The sequence below is a fragment of the Aureispira sp. CCB-QB1 genome, from assembly GCF_000724545.1.
Classification (GTDB): Bacteria; Bacteroidota; Bacteroidia; order Chitinophagales; family Saprospiraceae; genus Aureispira.
Window position 1 is genome coordinate 211160 of record NZ_JHBV01000043.1, and the last position, 20661, is coordinate 231820.

Genomic DNA, 20661 nt, shown 5'->3' on the forward strand with positions numbered 1-20661 from the left:
TAATTTTTTTAGCAAAGTTAAGTGTTAAGGTTGTATTTAATATTTTAAATATTTGATATTTTAATTGATTATATCTAATATAATTTATATTTTGATATTGTTATTATTGAAAAATGAAAGGGATATGAAGGAATACAAAACAAGAGCGTTGACAATCAAAGTTCGACCTGATGGAATTATCGAAATGCATACCAATGAGGGTTGGGATCAACCCGATACGGTTGAGATTGCCAAAGAGAATATCGAAATGTTAATTAAAGCAGTAGATAATAAGCCGAGAGCTTTGCTGAGCTATATGCCAAGTACTTATATGAGTAAAGAAGTGTTGGATTGTTATGACAAAGCAGAAATTGGTGAAGTGGCAAGTGCTATGTTAACGACTTCTTTTGGTGCCAAGGTTATGGGTAATGCTTATTTGAAATTGACAGGAAAAGCGGCTAAATCAAGTCAAATTAAAAATCAAGCTCCTGTTAGAATTTTTAGCAAAAAAGAAGATGCTGTCGTTTGGCTTTTGAGCCAAATAGCCAAGCATCAATAGATTTTTTGGCGACAAATTGTCTTGCTTATTTTTGGTGCAGGTGGTTAATTAATAAATTAAATACCTTGCTCCAATAAATAATATGGATTTCGTATGTCTAAAATTAAAAAATATATTAATTTCGCACTCTTTAATTCAACCCCCCTCAATCAAAAGCCTTCTAATACGAAATTAATTTACATTTATTAAGATTAGATAACCATGAAATTAACAACACGAGCATTGACAATTATTGTTCGCCCTGATGGAATTGTAGAGATTTTAAACAATGAAAACTGGAATGACGCAGACACAATAGAAATTGCTCAAGAAAATATTGCAATGTTAAAAAAAGCAGTAGATGGACAACCAAGAGCTATGTTGAGTCACATGCCAAGTACATACATGTCAAAAGAGGTATTGGAGTGTTACGAAAATGCTGAGATAGGAGAAATAGCTAGCGCTTTGTTAACAACTTCCTTTGGATCAAAAGTAGTCGGAAATTTGTTTTTAAAATTGACAGGTAAAGCTGCTACGAAAAGCGTAGAAGGCAAGGCTCCAGTAAAGATATTTACAAAAAAAGAGGATGCTGAAGCATGGTTGCTAGAACAAATAGCAAACCATACAAATTGATGTAATTCAAAACGATAGAAGTTGAAGGATAGCAGCAAGGTGTATGGTTGATAGATCGTAGTTCTGTTTCACTGATTTGGCATTTGATTTATAAGAAATAAGCTTATTTTAATTGTCAATTTAGCTAAAAGAAGAAAAATGGAATACAAAACAAAATCTATCACAATTAAGGTTCGGCCAGATGATATTGTAGAAGTGACCAATAACGAAGAGTGGGAAAATATAGATACAATTGAAACCGCTACTGAAAATGCCAAGGTGCTAAAAAAAGCAGTAAATGGAAAAAAGAGAGGTATCTTGAGCCATATGCCAGATACGTATGTTGGAAAAGAAGTGCTGGAATGTTATATCAAGGCAGAAATAGGAGAAGTCGCAACTGCTTTAATGACTCGGTCTTTTGCTTCTAAAGTAGTTGGAAACATTTATTTGAAATTAACAGGAAAAAAGAAAAATGCAGAACAGGAAAGTGACAAACCTCCTGTCAAAATATTTACCAAACGAGAACTAGCGGAAGCATGGTTATTGGAGCAAATCGCTCTCTATTCAAAATAAAGGGTTGAAGAGTAAGCCTTATCTTTGAAAAATTGATATAGGAATACTTTTTATTAAATCACAATTTTATTATTTGAGCTTTTTTGTCGAAAAAAAAGCTTATTTTAATTGTCAATGTTTAACCCCAAAAACAGAGCGATATGGAATTTAAAACTAAATCAATGACTATTGTAGTCCGACCAGATGACATTGTAGAAGTAATCAATAATGAATATTGGGACAAGCCTGATACAATTGAAACGGCTACTGAAAATGCTAAAGCTTTGAAAAAAGCTGTGGACAAGAAGCAAAGAGGCATATTAAGACATCTGCCTGATCATTATATAGGAAAAGAGGTCTTGGAATGTTATATCAATGGAGAGATAGATGAAGTGGCTACAGCACTATTGATTACATCGTATGGATCAAAAGTAGTCGGTAATCTGTATTTAAAACTGATAAAAAAATATTCTGAGTCTAATGATAAGCAAGCGACATTTTTAGTAGATATTTTCACTGAAAAAGAAGCTGCTGAAAAATGGTTACTCAATGAAATTGCTAAACGCAAGTAATTTTACTTTGACGATAAAAAACAAAAGCCATTTCCAATCTTTGGAAATGGCTTTTTGTATGAAAAAGATTCGATTATGATGCTCTTTGGTTAATTTGTTCAGACGAATACTTCATGTCTTCTAAAATATGCTGGTGGTGGCGATATCTATTGGTTACAAATTGCCAATGATAAGTAGCGGATAGAATAGAATTAAGCCCATCGGCAAATTGCAAAACGGTTACCTTTTCTTCTACTGTTAAGCCCTTAATATCGGTACGAATTTGTTTGATCATCTTCTTAAATTCGGCGTGGCAATTATTAACCAAATCAATGGATTTTTGAATTGCTTTATCTAAGGTTTTTGTTTGTTTAAGCACCCCAAAACTATTCACTAAATTGAACTGGCTATGGCTTTCCTTAGGATAAGAAAATATATCATTTGATAATCCTCCAATATCTGCACATAAGTCAATAGCGGTTTGCAAGCTAGGTACTTTCTCTAGAAGATCGTGATTTAAATACCTGCCCGTGCAATATTCAATTAAATAAATGGCAACATACATCCCCGAAAAGTTTCTTCTTAATAGAATATATTCTTCTGTCGATTCGTAGGCATCTGGTTTTAATTGATCTCTCAAATGTTCAAACAAAAGCCAAGATAATTTTTTGAAAAAAGTAGGTTCGCAACTTTGAAATATTTTGTTTCGAACCCATTGTAATGCAGTGCAAACTGTTTTTATCTCATTGCTAGTTAGTTGGTTATAATAAATGCTGTTTATTTTTCCTGTTTGCCAGATATACATCAACTCAGACAAAGCAGGTTTGTCTTCCTGTTGGTTCTTTTCTATATCTTCTCCAAATAAATCATCAATGTAATACAGCAAATCATATAGAATATTAACAATAACGATTCTGTACTTTCCAGATTTTGGATATAAAAACGAGGTCATTGTTGTATGGGCTGCATAGGATTGGTCAATTTGGATATTTAGTTCTTTGGATAAACGTGAAGTTGCCAATAAAATGCTCTCCATTGCTTCATGATGTTGGGGTCTTAGTTCTGAAATACTGAGCTGTTGAGAGTTAAAAGTGGTTGTGGTTCGTAGTGTGAAATGATTTGAAAAAAAGTCGAAATTTTTAGTGGTTGTATTTCTTTCTTTCATAGTGTGTGGTTTCTTTTAAAAGGGATAAATAAATGGCATTGTGAGGTTCCCTAATTTGCTTATTTATAGAAGCCTAATTCTTTGTTAGATGCTGCATAGTTTTGGTTTATTGTTGGTTCTGAATTATTTTATGCAGTTAACAGTTTTGTTCAGTCAATGCAAGGCTTCGCCAGTCTTCGCAAAACGTCAATAAGAGTATTACAAAGGAGGAACAGCACAAGCTTTTAAAAATGAAATTGCAAAAAATAGAGGCTTCTTACCCTTAGATATTAAGATTAGATTGTGTTAATAAATTTTGTAAGAAAGTGTCAACTGGTACGTGTACTCCTTAATAGAGTGAGTGGTATATTCGCTATACAGTATTGAAGGGAATAATTTGTGGGCGAAACTACTTTTAAAAGTAAGTATGTCGTTTTACTATGTTGTTTACAAATATAAACAAAATAATCAAATGTTTTAATTAATATAAAATTAATTTTAATAAATTATATGTGTCAATTTGTAACGGCTTTTAATGAGCTGCTAATATAAATTAATTTCTTTTTTTTATTAGTATCTAGATTGGTTTCTTAAAAATATATTGTACTTTAATTCTTGATATTTATTATAAATAAGTATTAGAATTGAATTATACGAGAGGATATTGGAATTTTTGACCAAAATAAGTAAATACATATAAATAAAGAACCCTATATGGTCTTGTTAAGGTGTAGTTTACATATATTTATTGTACAGTTAAAAAATTAATTTATTTTTGGAGTAAAAAAAAGATTCTCAAATCTCTCTTGTACTTATATTTTATAACATACTTAATAATTGATGTTATTGGAGGATTTCCCCTTGGCATTATATTCAATAGATAATTATTAATTACAAAAAAAATGGAGTTCAAAACAAGAGCCTTGACGATTACAGTTCGACCAGATGACATTGTAGACATTGTGCCAAATGAAGATTGGGTGGAGCCCGATACGATGGAAATCGCCAAAGAAAATGTCGCTGCCATGAAAAAAGCAGTAGATGGAAAACCTAGGGGGTTGCTTAGTCGCACACCAAGTACGTATCTAAGCAAAGAGGTAATGAACTATTATAGTGAAGCAGAAGTAGGAGAAGTGGCTACTGTTATATTGACCAATTCGTTTGGATCAAAAGTAGTCGGAAACCTTTTCTTAAAACTAACAGGAAAAAGCAGAGGAGATGCTCCTATACGTATTTTTTCGGCAAGCAACAAAGAAGAAGGGATTGCTTGGTTATTAGAGCATATTAATAAAGCTAAAAAACAGGCTAAAAGGGGCTAAAATAATAGTTTTTAGTTATATTTCTTTTTTATGAATTTATGTTTTCATATATTTAGATATACTGTTGAGTTTACTTAGAATTATAAAACAACATAAAAGTATAATAAAGAACCTTAAACATAAAGATTATGGAATACAGAACTAAAGCACTAATTATCAAGGTTAGACCAGATGATATTGTTGAGATTATCCCTGATAAGAACTGGGTAGAACCTGATACCTTAGAAATTGCCAAAGAGAACGTGGCAGCAATAAGAAAAGCAGTAGATGGAAAACCCAGAGGGCTGTTGAGCGAAAACCCCAATACTTATCTTAGTAGAGAAGTTATGAACTACTACAATGAGGCGTATGTAGGAGAAGTGGCTACAGCAATGTTAAGCACTTCTTTTGGGTCAAAAATAGTAGGCAATCTATTTTTGAAGTTAACAGGCAAAAGTAGAGGAGATGCACCTGTTCGTATTTTTGCAATGAGCGATCGAAAAGCAGCAATTGAGTTCTTGTTAGATGAAATTGCCAAAGCCAAAAAACGAAAATGATAAAATTAAGAAAAATATAAAAATACTCCTATATATTTTATGTTTAATTGTTATAATAATGTTATATTTATTAGGCTTAATATGTGATTGTAACAAACTTTAAATATAGAAACTATGGAATACAGGACTAGAGCACTAATCATCAAGGTTCGACCCGACGATATTGTTGAAATATTGCCTAACAAAGAATGGACAGAGCCTGATACATTAGAAATTGCACAAGAAAATGTGGCTGCTATGAGAAAAGCGGTAGATGGCAAAGTGAGGGGATTGTTAAGTAATACGGCAAATACTTATCTTAGTAAAGAAGTTCTAAAATGTTATTCTGAAGCAGAAATAGGAGAAGTCGCAACAGCAATGTTAACCACTTCTTTTGGTTCAAAGATTGTCGGAAACCTTTTTTTGAAAATAACTGGTAAATCCAAGTTGACAGATGGCAAAAGAGGACAAGCTCCTGTCAAAATATTTGATGAAAAAAAACGAGACGAGGCAATCAAATGGTTGCTAGAATGTATCGAAAAAAAGAAAAATGGATAAAATATTACATCAGAGAAATAAAAAAACTATCTATTGAATTTCAGTAGATAGTTTTTTTATGCCTATTCTATTAGCTAGCTGGATTTCTTTTTTGAACTCGAACCTTAATACCATTCGTTGGACTTAGAGTAAGCAAAGGTTTAAAACCTATGTTTTGTCCTGGCGATAAGACAAATTTGTACCTCCGAATAAACATGGCTAAAATGAATTGCATTTCCATAATAGCAAAATTTTTCCCAATACAAATTCTTGGCCCTCCTCCAAAAGGTAAATAAGAAAAAGGAACCTGTTCTTTTTTATTTTCTGGAGTGAAACGCTCAGGGTCAAAACATTCAGGATCTTTCCAGTACTTAGGATTATGATGTAGACCATATACAAATGCTGCAATGTCTTCTCCTTTTTTGATTTTGATACCCGAAAACTCGTCATCTTCTACGGGTTCTCGGTCAATAAGCCAGACAACGGGATACATTCGCATTGTTTCTTCTAGGACTTGTAGTGGATAAGTCAATGAGCGAATACTTTCGATGGAAGGTTCTTCATCTCCCAATATTTCTGTGACTGATTGCAGCACTTTTTCTTCAATTCCAGGGTGTTTGGCTAGCAAATAGAAGAGCCAAGCCATTGTAACAGCAGATGTTTTGTTGCCTGCAACAATCAAAATAATAGATTCATCTAGCAACTGTTTATTCGTCATCTTAGAACCATCTTCATACTCGGTATCCAACAACATACCTAGCAAATCATCTTTTGATTCGCCAGATTTTTTTCGTTCTTCGATGAAATCTAAGATAAATTTATCTCGAATATTTTTTTGTTTGACAATATGCTTATAAGCGCCATTGAGATGATACCAAGGTTTTAGAAATGGTTGTTTGGCAACAGCGACAATGTATTCATTTGCTTTGGCAATGCTATCATCAATAACATCAATTTTTTCATTGTCAAACTCTTGCCCGAACAAGCTTTTGGAAACTACTTTTGATGCCAAGTAAGTCATTTCTTTTTCGAGATCAATTTCTTGGTTTGTTTCTGCATACACGTCCAAGATATTATCCATATATTGATTGATTTCATCAAGCATAATTTTAGAAATGCCAACTAATTTTTTTTTGTGAAAACCAGCTTGGATAGCTCTGCGTTGTTTCAACCAATATTTTCCGTCAGATGTAAAAAGACCATCTCCAATTTGATCTCTTACAAAAGTTCTAACTAAAGAGGTTTTGATATAGTTAGAATTATTCTTTTGTAAAAAATACCGAATCAATTCAGCGTCATCGGTTAGGGTAAGTTTGTTAGGAAGTTTGATAAGACCATCATTCTGGTCTAATATTTCTTTAAAAAAAAGGATCAAGTTGCGATTCATACTAGGAAGCTTGCGTAAAAAAGCAAGCAATCCCATTTTAGGAACATTAACTTCAGGGTTCTCCATTATGAAAATATATTAAGTGTTTTGAATCAATAATCCACTAACTTTATAGTTGTGTAATACTAAAAAATTAGTGACTGTTTAGGTATAGACATTGATAGTCAGACCAATAAAAATTTGAGGAAATAACAATAGAATTAAATGACCTTAGTCTACTAAAAGACTAAGGTCATACTTTGTATTAAGATAATAAATTTCATTATCATTCAGTCGATAATTCCATTTACTTTATGCATGTTTCTTGATTAGAGGAATCAAATTCTTAACTTTCGAATTGAATGTATAAGTAGATTCGTGTTTCAAGTCTTCCAAAATGTGGTTGTCATGTCTGAAACGCTGAGTAACAAATTGCCAGTGGTAGCTTGCTGATAAAATATCTTTTAGACCCTCTGCAAATTTTAACACAGTAATTTGTTGCTCTTCAGATAAAACCTTAACCTCTGTTTGAAGTTGCTCTATGGCTTGGTCAAATTCAAAGTGACAGTCGTTAACTAGGTCGATAGAATTTTGAACAGCTTCTTTTAATGTCATTTCTGGATGAGCAACTAAATAACTGTTGACCAAATTAAACTTGCTGTGACTTTCTTTGGGATAGGAGAAAATATCGTTTGATAAACCTCCAATATCAGCACATGCATCAATTGCTTTTTGTAGACTAGGTACTTTTTCTAAAGTACCTGCGGCAAGGTATCTATTGTTGCAGTATTCTACAAGAAACGCAACAGGGTACATTCCACCAAAACGTCTTCTTAGCAAAATATATTCGTCTACAGTGCTAAAGTCTTTAGGCTCCAACTGATCTTTCAAATGCTCAAAAAGCAGACCAGATAGTTTTTTGAAAAATGCAGGCTCAGAGCTCTGAAATAACTTAGTTCTAATCCAAAGTAAAGCGTTATAGATGTTCTTAATTTTTGGGTTTTTAATAGCATCTAAAAAGCCATCTTGGATTTTTCCAGTTTTCCAAATTTGCATCATTGCCATCAATGAAGGACGCTCGTCGTCTTCTCCAATTTCTATGTCCTCTCCAAAAAGATCATCGATGTAATATAGAAAATCGTAGAGAACATTGGCAATGACCAATCTATACCTACCTGAGTTGGGGTATAAAAATGCAGTCATACTTGTATGAGCAGAATAGACCTCTTCTAGTTGAATATCTAACTCTTTGGTCAATTTAGAGGTAGCTTTCAAAATATCTTGAATAGCTTCGTGATAGTGTATTTCTAGTGTAGAAATGGTTAGCTGCTTAGAGTTGAAGGGGCTAACAGGGCATGCGGATAAATTGTCTTGAAAATCGTTAGCGATTTGTGATACGTTGGGTTTGTTACCTTCGTTTGCTTCTTGATTTCTTTCTTTCATGGTACAATTTCTTTATAAGGGGTTGAAAAATAAGATTGTACATTTTCCCTGTTTTTATCCATTAGATATAAGACTATTACGATCATCACTAACACTAAGTGTTGCTTTTTGGTTAGGACATACAAAAGCCGTTTTAACTATCTAAAAACATTGTGATAATTAACTGGAGTAATGGAAAGTAATTCGTACTTTCAATAGATAAAAATCTATACTGGATAAGGTGAATATCTCGGGCTATATGTTGTGATTTTTGTTTTAAAACAGAAGGATCTCGCTTGATATAACTTATCAATAAAAAAAGTTAAATGAAGAAAAGTTAAATGAAGGCATAAGATGTCCCAATGATTGTGGTGGTTCAATCATCAACAAACATTAAGCACATAAATCACCTAACTAGACAACAGCCTTAGCAGCGTTGAATAGGAGGGACAGTACAAACTTTAAAATTAAAATTGTAAAATAGGAGGTATCTCACTCTTGCGATATTAAAAATGGGTTGTTTCTAATTTTGTAAGAAAGTCAATTGGTACGGATTGCTCCCTAAGTGGAGCGAGTGATAATATAAGCGGTACGGTATAGAGAGGTTGTTAAAATAGGAAACTTTGAGTTATGGTTGTTGGTGAAGTTAGGGAATTAAAAATTGATTGTGTTAAAAGTTAAATAAATAATAGTTTTGTTGTGCGTGTATTGTCTGTATTACTTAGTAATACTAATATACGTAAAAAAAATGAATATTACAAATTATGTAACGGAAAAAAGTTAATTTAGCAAATTATTAACTGTGTGTTAGTTTTGTGTTAATGGATATGTTTTTTGTAACTTTATGAAAGTTAGTATTTTAACTTTTTTAAAGTGAAAAAATAAATGATTTAAAAAAAAGTTTAATAAAATGATAAAATTTATTCTTAATAATGAATTAATAGAAACTGACTTACCATCGGGGATGGTATTGGCAGATTATATACGATATAAAGAATGTCTAACAGGAACCAAGCTCGGATGTCGTGAAGGTGATTGTGGCGCTTGTACCGTTTTAGTTGGAACAAGAGTTGGATCAGAGGTAATTTACGAATCGGTTACTTCTTGCTTGATGCCATTAGGTAATGCGCAAAGCAAGCATATTGTTACCGTAGAAGGTGTTAATATTATAAGATTAAATAAAATACAAGCAGCAATAGCGGATGAAGGAGGAACTCAATGTGGTTTCTGTACCCCTGGTTTTATCATGTCTTTATGCGGTTTTGCCTTGTCCAAAGAGCCTAAAAATCAAGAAAAAGGAATTTTGGCGATAGCTGGTAATATCTGCCGATGCACGGGCTACAAATCAATTGAGCGAGCGCTTGAACAGATTGTGCAAGAATTGCAAGAACTAGATACCAACAATAGGATAAATTGGTTGGTTGAAAATGGTTTTTTGCCCAATTATTTTGTCAATATTGAAACGAAACTCAAGGAATGTGTGCTTCAAGAAACTGATTTGGGGCATGATGCACAAAAAGTTTTCGTAGGGGGAGGGACAGATTTGTATGTACAGCGCCCCACCGAAATGTTGCCCGCAGAGATAGTTCATACAACGCAACGACAAGATTTAAAGGGGATTTGGAAGGCAAATGGGCGATGTCATATTGGTGCCTCTACCTCTACCGAAGCACTCAAGCAGTCGCCACTTATACAAAGTTTAAGCCCTAATAGTGATCATTTTTTTAATTTAATATCTTCATTGCAAATTCGGAATATGGCAACCGTAGCAGGAAACCTTGTTAATGCTTCTCCTATTGGTGATTTGGCGGTGTTCTTGTTAGCGTTGAATAGTAATATCATATTAAATGACAATGGGGCATTGAGAGAAATTCCACTAAAGAACTTTTTTAAGGGCTATAAAACACTGGATAAAAAAGAAACAGAGTTTGTTCAAGAAATCAATTTTGATCTGCCAACAGAGAAGCATTATTTTAATTTTGAAAAAGTTTGTAAGCGTACTTATTTGGATATTGCTTCTGTTAATACTGCGATAAACATAGAGTGCAATTTGCACGGTGAAATTACAAAAGCAAGCCTAGCAGCAGGAGGTGTTGCACCTGTTCCTAAGTACTTAACCAAGACAAGTGCTTACTTAACAGGACAAACAGTTTCAGAAGCTCTTTTTAAAAATTCTTTGGACATAGCACAAGAAGAGATCAGCCCAATTTCCGATGTTAGAGGTTCTGAAGCATACAAGCGTTTGTTGTTGCGTCAATTGATGAAAGCACATTATCAAGTCTTATTTCCTGAATTCGTAGTGTAATGATATTTTGTTGCTTTTTTAGTTGTATCAATATTTGAGTTCTATGGGGATATACATCTTGATGGGACTTTTTTTATCCTTGTTTTTGAGGAAGAATATCCTTAGGTTATTAAAAATACGTATACTTAATATATGTAATTTTACGGATGGTAAGCACTAAATTTTTCATCTACTTTTGAAAGTATTCAATCACTTTTAAAACTTAAATATAAATGAAAAGTTTAAAATTATGCTTAGGCTCAATGTTGCTGTGCGCTGCAATTAGTCTTTATGGGCAAACCCCAACGTATTATGGTTCTGGAGCAGGAACGGCAGGTTCTTATAATTCATTTTTTGGTCAACGTGCTGGTACTGCTACTACAGCTAGTTATAATTCAGCTGTTGGAGCTTTTAGTTTGTATACCAATACCACGGGGCAGAGAAATGTTGCCATGGGCTACAGTTCTTTGAGAAAGAATACAACAGGAAGTTACAATATTGGGGTTGGTATGAGTTCCTTATACAATAACACCATAGGAAATTATAATGTAGCGGTAGGTTATTATACCTTAAACAAAAATAGCAATGGAATTCATAATGTAGGGATTGGATATTATACCTTGTATAGTAATACTGAAGGGATTGACAACGTAGCAACGGGAAGCAACGCTTTGTTTTATAATACAACAGGAAATTCGAATGTGGCTACAGGAAGTCATTCGTTACAAGAAAATACAACGGGCAGCGAAAATGTAGCAACGGGATATCGTGCTATGTTTTATAATACGACAGGTTATAAAAATACAGCTATCGGTACTAGGGCTCTAGAAGATAATACTTTAGGTTATAATAATGTTGGTGTTGGAGCTGATGCTTTGAAAAATAACGCAGGAGGATATCGAAATGTGGCCATAGGTAATACTGCTTTAGGCTATAACACAACGGGGATAGGCAATACTGCTATAGGATATAGCGCTGGTCCAGGATCAGCAGGTAGTGGTTATTTCTATTCTTCTGGTTTAGGAGCTTATGCTATCCCTACTGCTTCGTATCAAGTAAGGGTAGGACATACTGGAATTACTAGCATAGGCGGTGCCCAAAATTGGACGAATTTATCAGATGGGCGTTTCAAAGAAGATGTAAAGGAAAATGTTGTTGGTCTGGACTTTATCAAAGCTTTGCGCCCTGTGAGTTATTATGTTAACAAAGAGGCTGTCAATCAATTTTTAGACGTAGAGTTAGAAGAGGCTGCTATTAACAATACAAAGCAATATCAAACAGGATTTATTGCTCAAGAAGTAGAAGCAACAGCCAAAGAGTTGGGCTTTGAATATTTTGGAGGAGTCGATGCTCCTAAAAATGGAAATGATTATTATGGATTGCGGTACGCAGAATTTGTCGTGCCATTGGTAAAATCTGTACAAGAATTAAGTGCTCAAAATGATGAATTAAAAGCATTGATACAGGAGCAACAAGCTCAAATTGATGCTTTGTTGAAAGCCAATGCACCAATAACTTTAGATTCTAAAACGCTACCTACTTTGTCTAAAGCAAAATTATACCAAAATACGCCCAATCCATTTTCAAAAGAAACGCAAATTAAACTATTTGTCCCTGAAGAAGTACAGCAGGCAATAATTCAAGTTTGTACGATAGATGGAAAACAATTGTTTTTGAAAGAGGTGTCTGACCGCAATGAAACGTTGGTGACCATTGAAACTAATAATCTATCAGCAGGAATTTATCTGTACACATTGATTGTTGATAATGAGATTGTTACTACGAAAAAAATGGTTGTAACAGAATAAAAAAATTTAGATAGTTACTTTTTTATCATCCCATCAAGATCGCTTTTCTTGATGGGATTTTTCTGTAGGTGGCATAAATGTTAAAATTAATTGAATGTTCGTATAATAAATTGTTGATTTTTATTTGTTTAGATGAAATTGAAATATTGGTTTTTATCACAAATGAAAAATTTCATGTTGACCCAATAGGCAGATAGTCATAGCTTTGAATCATTCAATCACACTTAAAACTTAAATAAAAATGAAAAAATTAGGATGGTTAATTGGGCTTTGTTGCTCAGTTGGATTGGTTAATGGTCAAACAAATACTAGTTATGGAACAGGTGCAGGAACGGGAGGTACAGGTAGTACTTTTTTAGGATACTATTCAGGTAAAAGCACTACTATAGGAACCAATAATGTCGGTGTTGGCTTTTACTCCTTATATAGTAATACTTCTGGTTATAGCAACATAGGAATAGGCAGTTTGTCTTTGCATGACAATACTATAGGAGATGAAAATGTAGGATTAGGTACATTTTCATTACGTTCTAATACAACAGGTAGCCGAAATACAGCTATCGGAAATTCTGCTCTTAACAAGAATACAACAGGAGCATATAATACAGCATTAGGAGGCTCTGCTTTAGAAAAAAATGAAACAGGAAATTATAATACAAGTACTGGTTATCAAGCAATGTATGACAATCTTAATGGTGCTTATAATACTTCTCATGGTGCCTTTTCCTTATCTAGTAATACAATAGGAGATAAAAATACAGCTATGGGAAATAACGCTGCACGAGTTAACACAACAGGCAAAAACTTGACAGCAATAGGTTATGATGCTTTGAGATACAATACAACTGGTACAGGAAATACAGCTATAGGCTATAAAGCAGGACCTACATCGGCAGGGAGTGCTTATTTGTATTCTTCAGGTTTGGGGGCTTATGCTATACCGACTGCTTCTTATCAAGTTAGGGTAGGACATTTTGGCATTACTAGCATAGGTGGCGCTCAAAATTGGACGAATTTATCAGATGGGCGCTTCAAAGAAGATGTAAAGGAAAATGTTGTTGGTCTGGACTTTATCAAAGCTTTGCGCCCTGTAAGTTATTATGTCAATAATGAGGCTGTTAATCAATTTTTGGGTGTTGAATTAGAGGAGGCTGCTATTAACAATACAAAGCAATACCAAACAGGATTTATTGCTCAAGAAGTAGAAGCAACAGCCAAAGAGTTGGGCTTTGAATATTTTGGAGGAGTCGATGCTCCTAAAAATGAAAACGATCACTATGGGTTGCGGTACGCAGAATTTGTCGTGCCATTGGTCAAATCTGTGCAAGAATTAAGTGCTCAAAATGATGAATTAAAAGCATTGATACAGAAGCAACAAGCTCAAATTGATGCTTTGTTGAAAGCCAATACACCAGTAACGTTAGATTCTGAAATGTTATCGACTGTATCAAAAGCAAAATTGTATCAAAATACTCCCAATCCATTTTCAAAAGCAACGCAAATTAAGGTATTTCTTCCTAAAGAAACAGAACAGGCATTGTTGCAAGTAGGCACGATTGATGGCAAACAGTTGTTGATAAAGGAGATTCAAGATAGAGGTGAGGCAACCATGACATTAGATGGCAGTTCTTTAGAGGCTGGAATCTATCTCTATACGCTGATTGTTGATAATAAGATAGTAGCTAGTAAAAAAATGGTTCTGACTAAGTAATAAAGGTAATTCGTTTATAAAAAATAATCAATCCTATTGAGATCATGACTCAGTAGGATTTTTTTTGCGAAATAGAATCAACTTGCTTGAGTTGGTGAATAATCAAAGAGATAGAACAAGACCTATAAGGTTCAACAGCTGTAAAATAAAATCATTTTTTATTTTATAGCAAAAAAAATGTAAGTATATTGAATGTCGAATGAATTTGAACGAACAACAAAAAAGTTGTTATTGGCCAAGAAAAAGATACGATGAAAAATATAGATTCATATACACATACACGAGGCGAATCCATTTATGTAGATGATTTGCCAATTTTAGGTGGAACTTTGTTTGCTGCTATTTTTGACGCTCCAATAGCACATGGAAAAATCACAAAACTGGATGTAACGAAGGCAAAGCAATTAGCAGGGGTAAAATACATTATTACCCATCGAGATATTCCTGGAGAGAATCAAATTGGAGGCATTTTTCCTGACGAACCTGCCTTGGCTGATGGAGAAGTACATTTTAGAGGGCAACCAATTGCTTTGATTTTGGCAACGACCAAAGAAGCGGCACACAAAGCATTAAAGGCAATTGTCTTTGAAGTAGAGGAATTACCAATTATTGTTGATCCTAGAGAGGCGGCTGCCAAAGGTGAAATTATTGGTTCGGTTCGAACATTTCGATTGGGAGATGTTGAGCAAGCGTGGAAAGACTGTGTGTATATCTATGAAGGGCGTGCCGACTGCAATGGTCAAGAACATTTGTATATAGAAGGTCAAGGAGCGTATGCTTTTCCTGTTGAAAATGATTGCATTCGTATCGTATCATCTACTCAAGGGCCAACTCAAGTACAGCGAGGAATTGCACGAGTCTTAGGAGTACCCATGCACAAGGTCGAAGTCGATGTACGTCGTTTGGGAGGAGGTTTTGGTGGCAAAGAAGATCAAGCCACGCCTTTTGCTGTCTTGGCTGCTTTGGGAGCATATTTGAGCAAAAAACCTGTTAAATTGGTCTTAGATAGGGAAGAAGATATGCGCATGACAGGAAAAAGACATCCATATTCCGCAGATTTTAAGATTGGGTTGGATCGCAATTTCAAAATTATGGCCTATGAGGCAGATTATTATCAAAATGCAGGTGCTGCGGCAGACTTGTCTCCAGCAGTATTAGAACGAACATTGTTTCATGCTACCAATGCTTATTTTGTGCCGAATACACGCTTATCGGCAACAAGTTGCCGCACCAACTTACCGCCTAATACTGCTTTTCGAGGCTTTGGTGGACCTCAAGGAAAATTTATCATCGAGTCAGCCATTACAATGGCAGCAGAAGCCTTAAATATTGATCGTGCCATTATTCAAAAAGCGAACTTACTGAAAGATGGCGATGAATTTTCTTATGGGCAAATTGTTGAAAACTGTGAAGCTGAAAAGACTTGGAATCAAGCGGAACAAGATTATAAAATAGAGCAAATTAGGGAGCGTGTGGCAGCATTCAATGCTACGAATCAATACTTGAAAAAAGGAGTAGCGTTAATGCCTATTTGTTTCGGAATTTCCTTTACCAATACTCCTATGAATCATGCTCGTGCACTTGTTCATATCTATCAAGATGGTAGTGTTGGAGTTAGTACAGGAGCGGTAGAAATGGGGCAGGGGGTCAATACTAAAATGGTACAAGTAGCTGCTCAAACATTTGGAATAAATCCTGATCGAATAAAGTTAGAAACTACCAATACGACGCGGGTTGCCAATACGTCACCAACCGCAGCAAGTGCAGGGGCAGATTTGAACGGGCGGGCTTTACAAATTGCTTGCAAGGCTATACGATTAAGGTTAAAAGCCTTTGTACAAAAAGAATTTAATTTAGAATCTATTGATGCGGTCAATTTACAGGACGAGTGGGTGTATGTAGATGGTGAAAAAACGGACTGGACTTGGGAAGATTTGATCTTAAATGCTTTTGGAGCAAGAATCCAATTGTCAGAGAAAGGGCATTATGCTACGCCTAGGGTGAAATTTGATAAAACGACAGAAAAGGGACATCCCTTTGCATATCATGTTTATGGAACAGCCATTACAGAAGTCACCGTAGATTGCATTCGAGGTACCTACGAATTTGATGCGGTTCATATTGTACACGATTTTGGACAGAGTATGAACAAAATAATCGACAAAGGTCAAGTGGAAGGTGGTTTGGTACAAGGTATGGGGTGGTTGACAATGGAAGATTTGCGTTATAATAAAGAAGGACGTTTGTTGTCGGCTGCTTTGTCTACTTATAAAGTACCAGATGTTTTTTCTGTCCCCAAAGAAATTAATATCAAATTCTTAGATACCAATCATTCTAATTTAGCAATTATGAAGTCGAAAGCAGTAGGTGAACCGCCATTAATGTATGGTATAGGGGCACATTTTGCGATTACAGATGCTATAAAAGCCTTCAATCCTAAGGCTATAGGATTGTTTGAAGCTCCCATGACACACGAACGGGTTTTGATGGCTTTGTATCGTAAATAATCGCTGAATAGTGCTGCTCAGTTTTGGGTTGAATGAAGTAACCAAGTAGTTCGCAAACAAAGCGATTCAGTAGTAGCGGTTTTTATAGAAATCGTGAGTGCTGTGCTTTTAGTTAGCTGCGCTGCTACTGCGTGGTTTCAACGAACTATTGTTAAGTAGATAGCAAAACTAACAAAGTCATGCAAATTGTTCGGAAATGATAAACAATAAGAATAACAATATATGGGCATAGTAGAAACAATGATAGGGATTGTTGTGAGCATCTGTTTGTTTGGAACAGTTATCATTAAAAAAATGGTGGCACAATATGAAGCAGATCCTAAACGTCAGAATGAAAAGGATAAGGATTTTGCTGCTAATATGAGCTTTTTTCGAAAGTGGCTTTTTTTTATAGCCTTCTTTTTTGGAGCAGCTTATTTGATTTATAATCAAGTAGCAGGAACTCCTTGGCAAGCGCACTTGCATGAGTGGTTAGATTTGATTTTCCGTTGGTTGCACATCATCTTTGGTATCTCGTGGGTAGGTGCTTCTTTTTATTTTGTGTTCTTAGAAAATTCATTGAATAGAGAACATGGTATTCGAGATGAATTGGCTGGAAACCTATGGGCAATTCACGGAGGAGGCTTTTATTTTTTAGAAAAATACAAAGTAGCTCCAAAAAAAATTCCACCCCACTTACATTGGTTTAAATACGAGGCTTATTTTACTTGGTTAACAGGAACTTGTTTGTTGACAATTGTCTATTATTTTAATGCCGAGTCCTTTTTATTAAACCCAGAAATTACCGAACTAACACCTGTATTGGGAGTTATGATTGGCATTTCGTCTATTCTATTTTCTTGGATATTTTACGAACTCTTGTCCCAAACTTCTTTGTTAGCGCCCAATAAACGACCTGTTTTTTTCTTGATAATGGTCATTTATCTCTTGCTTGTTGCCTATGTTTTATCTATTGTTTTTAATCCAAGAGCAGCATATATTCATATGGGGGCAATTATGGGAACGATGATGGCAGGCAATGTCTTTTTTGTGATTATTCCAGCTCAAAAAGAAATGGTGTTTGCAGCCCAAGAAGGGCGGGAACCCGATGGAGAAGTTGGCAAGCGGGCAGGTTGGCGTTCTTATCATAATAATTATTTTACATTACCTGTTTTGTTCATTATGATTAGCAACCATTTCCCAAGTACCTTTGGAAATGAGCATAGTGTTTTAGTCTTATTACTAATATCCTTGGCAGGAGCAGGAATCAAGCATTTTCACAATCAGTGGGAGCGAGGCGAATTAAATCGTTGGATTGTTCCTGTTAGTTTGCTATTGTTAGTAATAACGATTTACTGGACGGCTCCAAAGTCTAGAGAGGACTTGGCAAATGCAGCTAAAGTGCCCTTCTCGGAGGTGGAAATGATTATAGGGCAGCGTTGCCGTCCCTGTCATTCCAAAAATCCAACAGATGATGTGTTTATTGTGGCACAAGGAGGAATGATGTTTGACACGCCTGAACAAATTATTGCAGCCAAGGATAAAATTATGAATCGGGCTGTTATCACCAAAACAATGCCGCAAGGAAATAAAACAAGAATGACAATGGACGAACGAACCAAAATAGAGACTTGGATTATGCAGGGGGCTGGATTAGAATAGTTTATGAAAGAGCAAGGACGCTTTTGGGAGCACATTCAGAATTTGATTAAAACTGGTGCTCCATCCAATATAGATTTAGCCCTCCAATTGGCAGCAGGGCAAGGAATTGCGGCTGATGTCGTGATGAAAGATTGGGATGTTTTGTTAGACTTTTTAGACATCGTAAAAGGAAAAAAACATCAATTACCAGATCTTTTTAAGATTCAAGAGATTTCTTATTATAATGGGAATTTGTGGCGCATACCCAACAATATTGGCTATTTGTCTGGTTTAGAAAGATTGGAGTTAAGTTCTTGCGGTGTTGACGAGTTGCCTTGTGAAATAGGTTTTTTAAAGAATTTGAAACAATTGTATTTGATTGGGAATAACCTGTTCTCATTGCCCAATGAAATTGGAGAATTGCAAGAATTGGAAACAATAGACGTGACGAGGAATCAAATTAACGAGCTGCCTGATTCGTTGGCGAACTTGGAACAGCTAACTACTTTAAATTTGTATTTCAACCCAATTAGTTGCTTGCCTACAGAAATGCACCGTCTCAAAAAATTAGAACGTTTAAATTTGGGAAAGACCACCCTTTGGTCTTTTGTAGCTACGATTGAATGCTTGGTTGATACACCATTAACGTACTTGTCATTAGAGGACAATCATCTGCAAACGCTGCCAGAAGAATTGAAGTATTTGGATTGCTTGCAACAGTTGAATCTGAGTCGAAATAAATTTTCAGATCAAGAGAAAGAGCGAATTCAGTCCTTATTACCTAACTGCACAATTTATTTTTAAGAATATGGAAGAAAGTTTTGTTATTTATAGTGAACGTGTTGTTTTGCCAGAAGCGATTGGAGCCTTCTCCATCACCATTACAAAAGGAAAAATAACAGCCATCAAAAAAGGTCGTCAAAACCTTGAAAACTTGCCTTTTTATGATTATACCAAATTGGTAATCATGCCGGGCATTATTGATCCTCATGTTCATATCAACGAACCAGGAAGAACCGAATGGGAAGGTTTCGATACAGGAACAACAGCAGCAGCAGCGGGAGGAGTAACGACACTAGTAGATATGCCTTTGAATGCTTCACCCGTAACAATTAATACACAAGAACTGCATAATAAATTGGCTGCTACGGAAGGAAAATTACATATTAATAGTGGATTTTGGGGCGGTATAGTTCCTAGTAATACGGCTGATTTGGTGCCCTTAGCCAAAGCTGGTGTATTGGGGTTCAAAGCATTTTTGACGCACAGTGGAATTGATGAATTCCCCAATGTTGATGAACAAACATTGTGTGCTGCCTATGAAGTTTTGAAAGGAACTAATCTGCCGATTCTTGCACATTGTGAATTGACAACAGGAAGTTATGATCAGGATTTGCAACAGGATCCTATGAGCTATGCTGCTTATTTAAAATCTAGACCCAAACATTGGGAAAATAATGCGGTTGCTTTGATGTTAAAATTAGCAGAAAAATACCAACATCCGACGCACATCGTGCATTTGGCGTCGGCGGATTCGCTAGATACTATTCGAGCTGCCAAAAAACGAGGAGTACCGATTACCGTAGAAACTTGTCCGCATTATCTTTACTTTTGTGCAGAGGATATACCCAATGCAGATACCCGTTTTAAATGTGCGCCACCCATTCGAGAACGTGCCAATAATGAATTGCTTTGGGATGCTTTGTTAGATGGAACATTGGATTTTATTGGTTCAGATCATTCTCCTGCACCTCCTGCAATCAAGGCATTGGATACAGGCAACCTTCAAAAAGCTTGGGGGGGGATATCTGGCATTCAATTGACATTATCTGCCTTGTGGACAAAAGGACAAGCTTACGGTTTGAGTTTGGAACGTCTTAGTATGCTGTTATGTCAAGCACCCGCTCAATTTATAGGTTTTGAAGATAAAAAAGGTAAAATAGCGGTAGGGTATGATGCTGATTTTGTAATTTGGAGCCCAGAAGCTTCTTTTTTGGTCAGTCTAGATACGCTTCAAACAAAACATAAAGTTTCCCCTTATGAGGGACAAAAATTGACAGGAGTGGTAGAGGCTACCATTGTAAATGGGAATTTTGTTTGGACTAAAGAGGGCTTAACAAGTAAAAACAAAGGAGCTTTATTATTAAAATAAGCAAGCCATAGAGCATTAGAGTAACTTTGTGCTTAGTTTGCTGA

The 20661-nt window shown here is 35.3% G+C and carries 17 protein-coding genes; 14 read left to right on the forward strand and 3 right to left on the reverse strand.

Translation table 11 applies throughout. From position 1 onward, the window contains the following. Window positions 1-124: 124 nt before the first annotated feature. The 4 genes from CG11_RS23925 (at window position 125) to CG11_RS23940 (ending at window position 2253) form a co-directional block, all read left to right on the forward strand. On the forward strand, window positions 125-538 hold the full coding sequence (locus tag CG11_RS23925; RefSeq protein ID WP_052599384.1) for a hypothetical protein: 414 nt from the start codon (window positions 125-127) through the stop codon (window positions 536-538). A gap of 201 nt (window positions 539-739) precedes the next feature. Beyond that, the gene (locus CG11_RS23930) at window positions 740-1150 is read left to right on the forward strand and encodes a hypothetical protein (protein WP_052599385.1); all 411 of its coding nucleotides are present in this window, start codon (window positions 740-742) and stop codon (window positions 1148-1150) included. 138 nt (window positions 1151-1288) lie between these two features. Further along, window positions 1289-1702 carry a hypothetical protein gene (locus tag CG11_RS23935; protein WP_052599386.1) on the forward strand — a complete coding sequence of 138 codons (414 nt, stop codon included), beginning with the start codon at window positions 1289-1291 and terminating at the stop codon, window positions 1700-1702. Window positions 1703-1863: 161 nt separating this feature from the next. After that, complete coding sequence (locus CG11_RS23940) at window positions 1864-2253, forward strand: hypothetical protein (RefSeq protein WP_156039880.1); 390 nt, start codon at window positions 1864-1866, stop codon at window positions 2251-2253. Between the two features lie 73 nt (window positions 2254-2326). Here CG11_RS23940 and CG11_RS23945 read toward each other — a convergent pair whose 3' ends face one another. Next, window positions 2327-3397, reverse strand: coding sequence for a terpene synthase family protein (locus CG11_RS23945; protein WP_052599388.1), 1071 nt, complete (start codon window positions 3395-3397; stop codon window positions 2327-2329). An 881-nt stretch (window positions 3398-4278) separates the two neighbouring features. Here CG11_RS23945 and CG11_RS23950 point away from each other — a divergent pair. The 3 genes from CG11_RS23950 to CG11_RS23960 all read left to right on the forward strand — a co-directional run bounded on the left by CG11_RS23950 (window position 4279) and on the right by CG11_RS23960 (window position 5768). Then, complete coding sequence (locus tag CG11_RS23950) at window positions 4279-4695, forward strand: hypothetical protein (RefSeq protein WP_052599389.1); 417 nt, start codon at window positions 4279-4281, stop codon at window positions 4693-4695. 128 nt (window positions 4696-4823) lie between these two features. Further along, window positions 4824-5231: a hypothetical protein gene (locus CG11_RS23955; protein ID WP_052599390.1), complete on the forward strand. Its 408-nt coding sequence runs from the start codon at window positions 4824-4826 to the stop codon at window positions 5229-5231. A gap of 114 nt (window positions 5232-5345) precedes the next feature. Further along, window positions 5346-5768 (forward strand): hypothetical protein, encoded by a 423-nt coding sequence (locus CG11_RS23960; protein WP_052599391.1) that lies wholly within the window; start codon window positions 5346-5348, stop codon window positions 5766-5768. A 70-nt stretch (window positions 5769-5838) separates the two neighbouring features. Here CG11_RS23960 and CG11_RS23965 read toward each other — a convergent pair whose 3' ends face one another. Both CG11_RS23965 and CG11_RS23970 read right to left on the reverse strand, forming a co-directional pair. Further along, on the reverse strand, window positions 5839-7200 hold the full coding sequence (locus CG11_RS23965) for a cytochrome P450 (protein WP_052599392.1): 1362 nt from the start codon (window positions 7198-7200) through the stop codon (window positions 5839-5841). A gap of 225 nt (window positions 7201-7425) precedes the next feature. Beyond that, window positions 7426-8556 carry a terpene synthase family protein gene (locus CG11_RS23970; RefSeq protein ID WP_052599393.1) on the reverse strand — a complete coding sequence of 377 codons (1131 nt, stop codon included), beginning with the start codon at window positions 8554-8556 and terminating at the stop codon, window positions 7426-7428. A gap of 889 nt (window positions 8557-9445) precedes the next feature. On the opposite strand from CG11_RS23970, the gene CG11_RS23975 reads away from it, so the two are divergent. The 7 genes from CG11_RS23975 to allB all read left to right on the forward strand — a co-directional run bounded on the left by CG11_RS23975 (window position 9446) and on the right by allB (window position 20617). Then, window positions 9446-10840, forward strand: coding sequence for an FAD binding domain-containing protein (locus tag CG11_RS23975; protein ID WP_052599394.1), 1395 nt, complete (start codon window positions 9446-9448; stop codon window positions 10838-10840). A 212-nt stretch (window positions 10841-11052) separates the two neighbouring features. Then, window positions 11053-12627, forward strand: a complete 1575-nt coding sequence (locus CG11_RS23980) for a tail fiber domain-containing protein (protein WP_052599395.1) — start codon at window positions 11053-11055, stop codon at window positions 12625-12627. A 241-nt stretch (window positions 12628-12868) separates the two neighbouring features. After that, window positions 12869-14338, forward strand: a complete 1470-nt coding sequence (locus CG11_RS23985; RefSeq protein ID WP_052599396.1) for a tail fiber domain-containing protein — start codon at window positions 12869-12871, stop codon at window positions 14336-14338. 251 nt (window positions 14339-14589) lie between these two features. Next, window positions 14590-16845, forward strand: a complete 2256-nt coding sequence (locus CG11_RS23990) for a xanthine dehydrogenase molybdopterin binding subunit (RefSeq protein ID WP_052599397.1) — start codon at window positions 14590-14592, stop codon at window positions 16843-16845. Window positions 16846-17067: 222 nt separating this feature from the next. Further along, on the forward strand, window positions 17068-18486 hold the full coding sequence (locus CG11_RS23995; RefSeq protein ID WP_052599398.1) for a urate hydroxylase PuuD: 1419 nt from the start codon (window positions 17068-17070) through the stop codon (window positions 18484-18486). 3 nt (window positions 18487-18489) lie between these two features. Beyond that, complete coding sequence (locus CG11_RS24000) at window positions 18490-19269, forward strand: leucine-rich repeat domain-containing protein (protein ID WP_052599399.1); 780 nt, start codon at window positions 18490-18492, stop codon at window positions 19267-19269. A 4-nt stretch (window positions 19270-19273) separates the two neighbouring features. Then, complete coding sequence (gene allB / locus CG11_RS24005; protein WP_052599400.1) at window positions 19274-20617, forward strand: allantoinase AllB; 1344 nt, start codon at window positions 19274-19276, stop codon at window positions 20615-20617. Window positions 20618-20661: the final 44 nt, after the last annotated feature.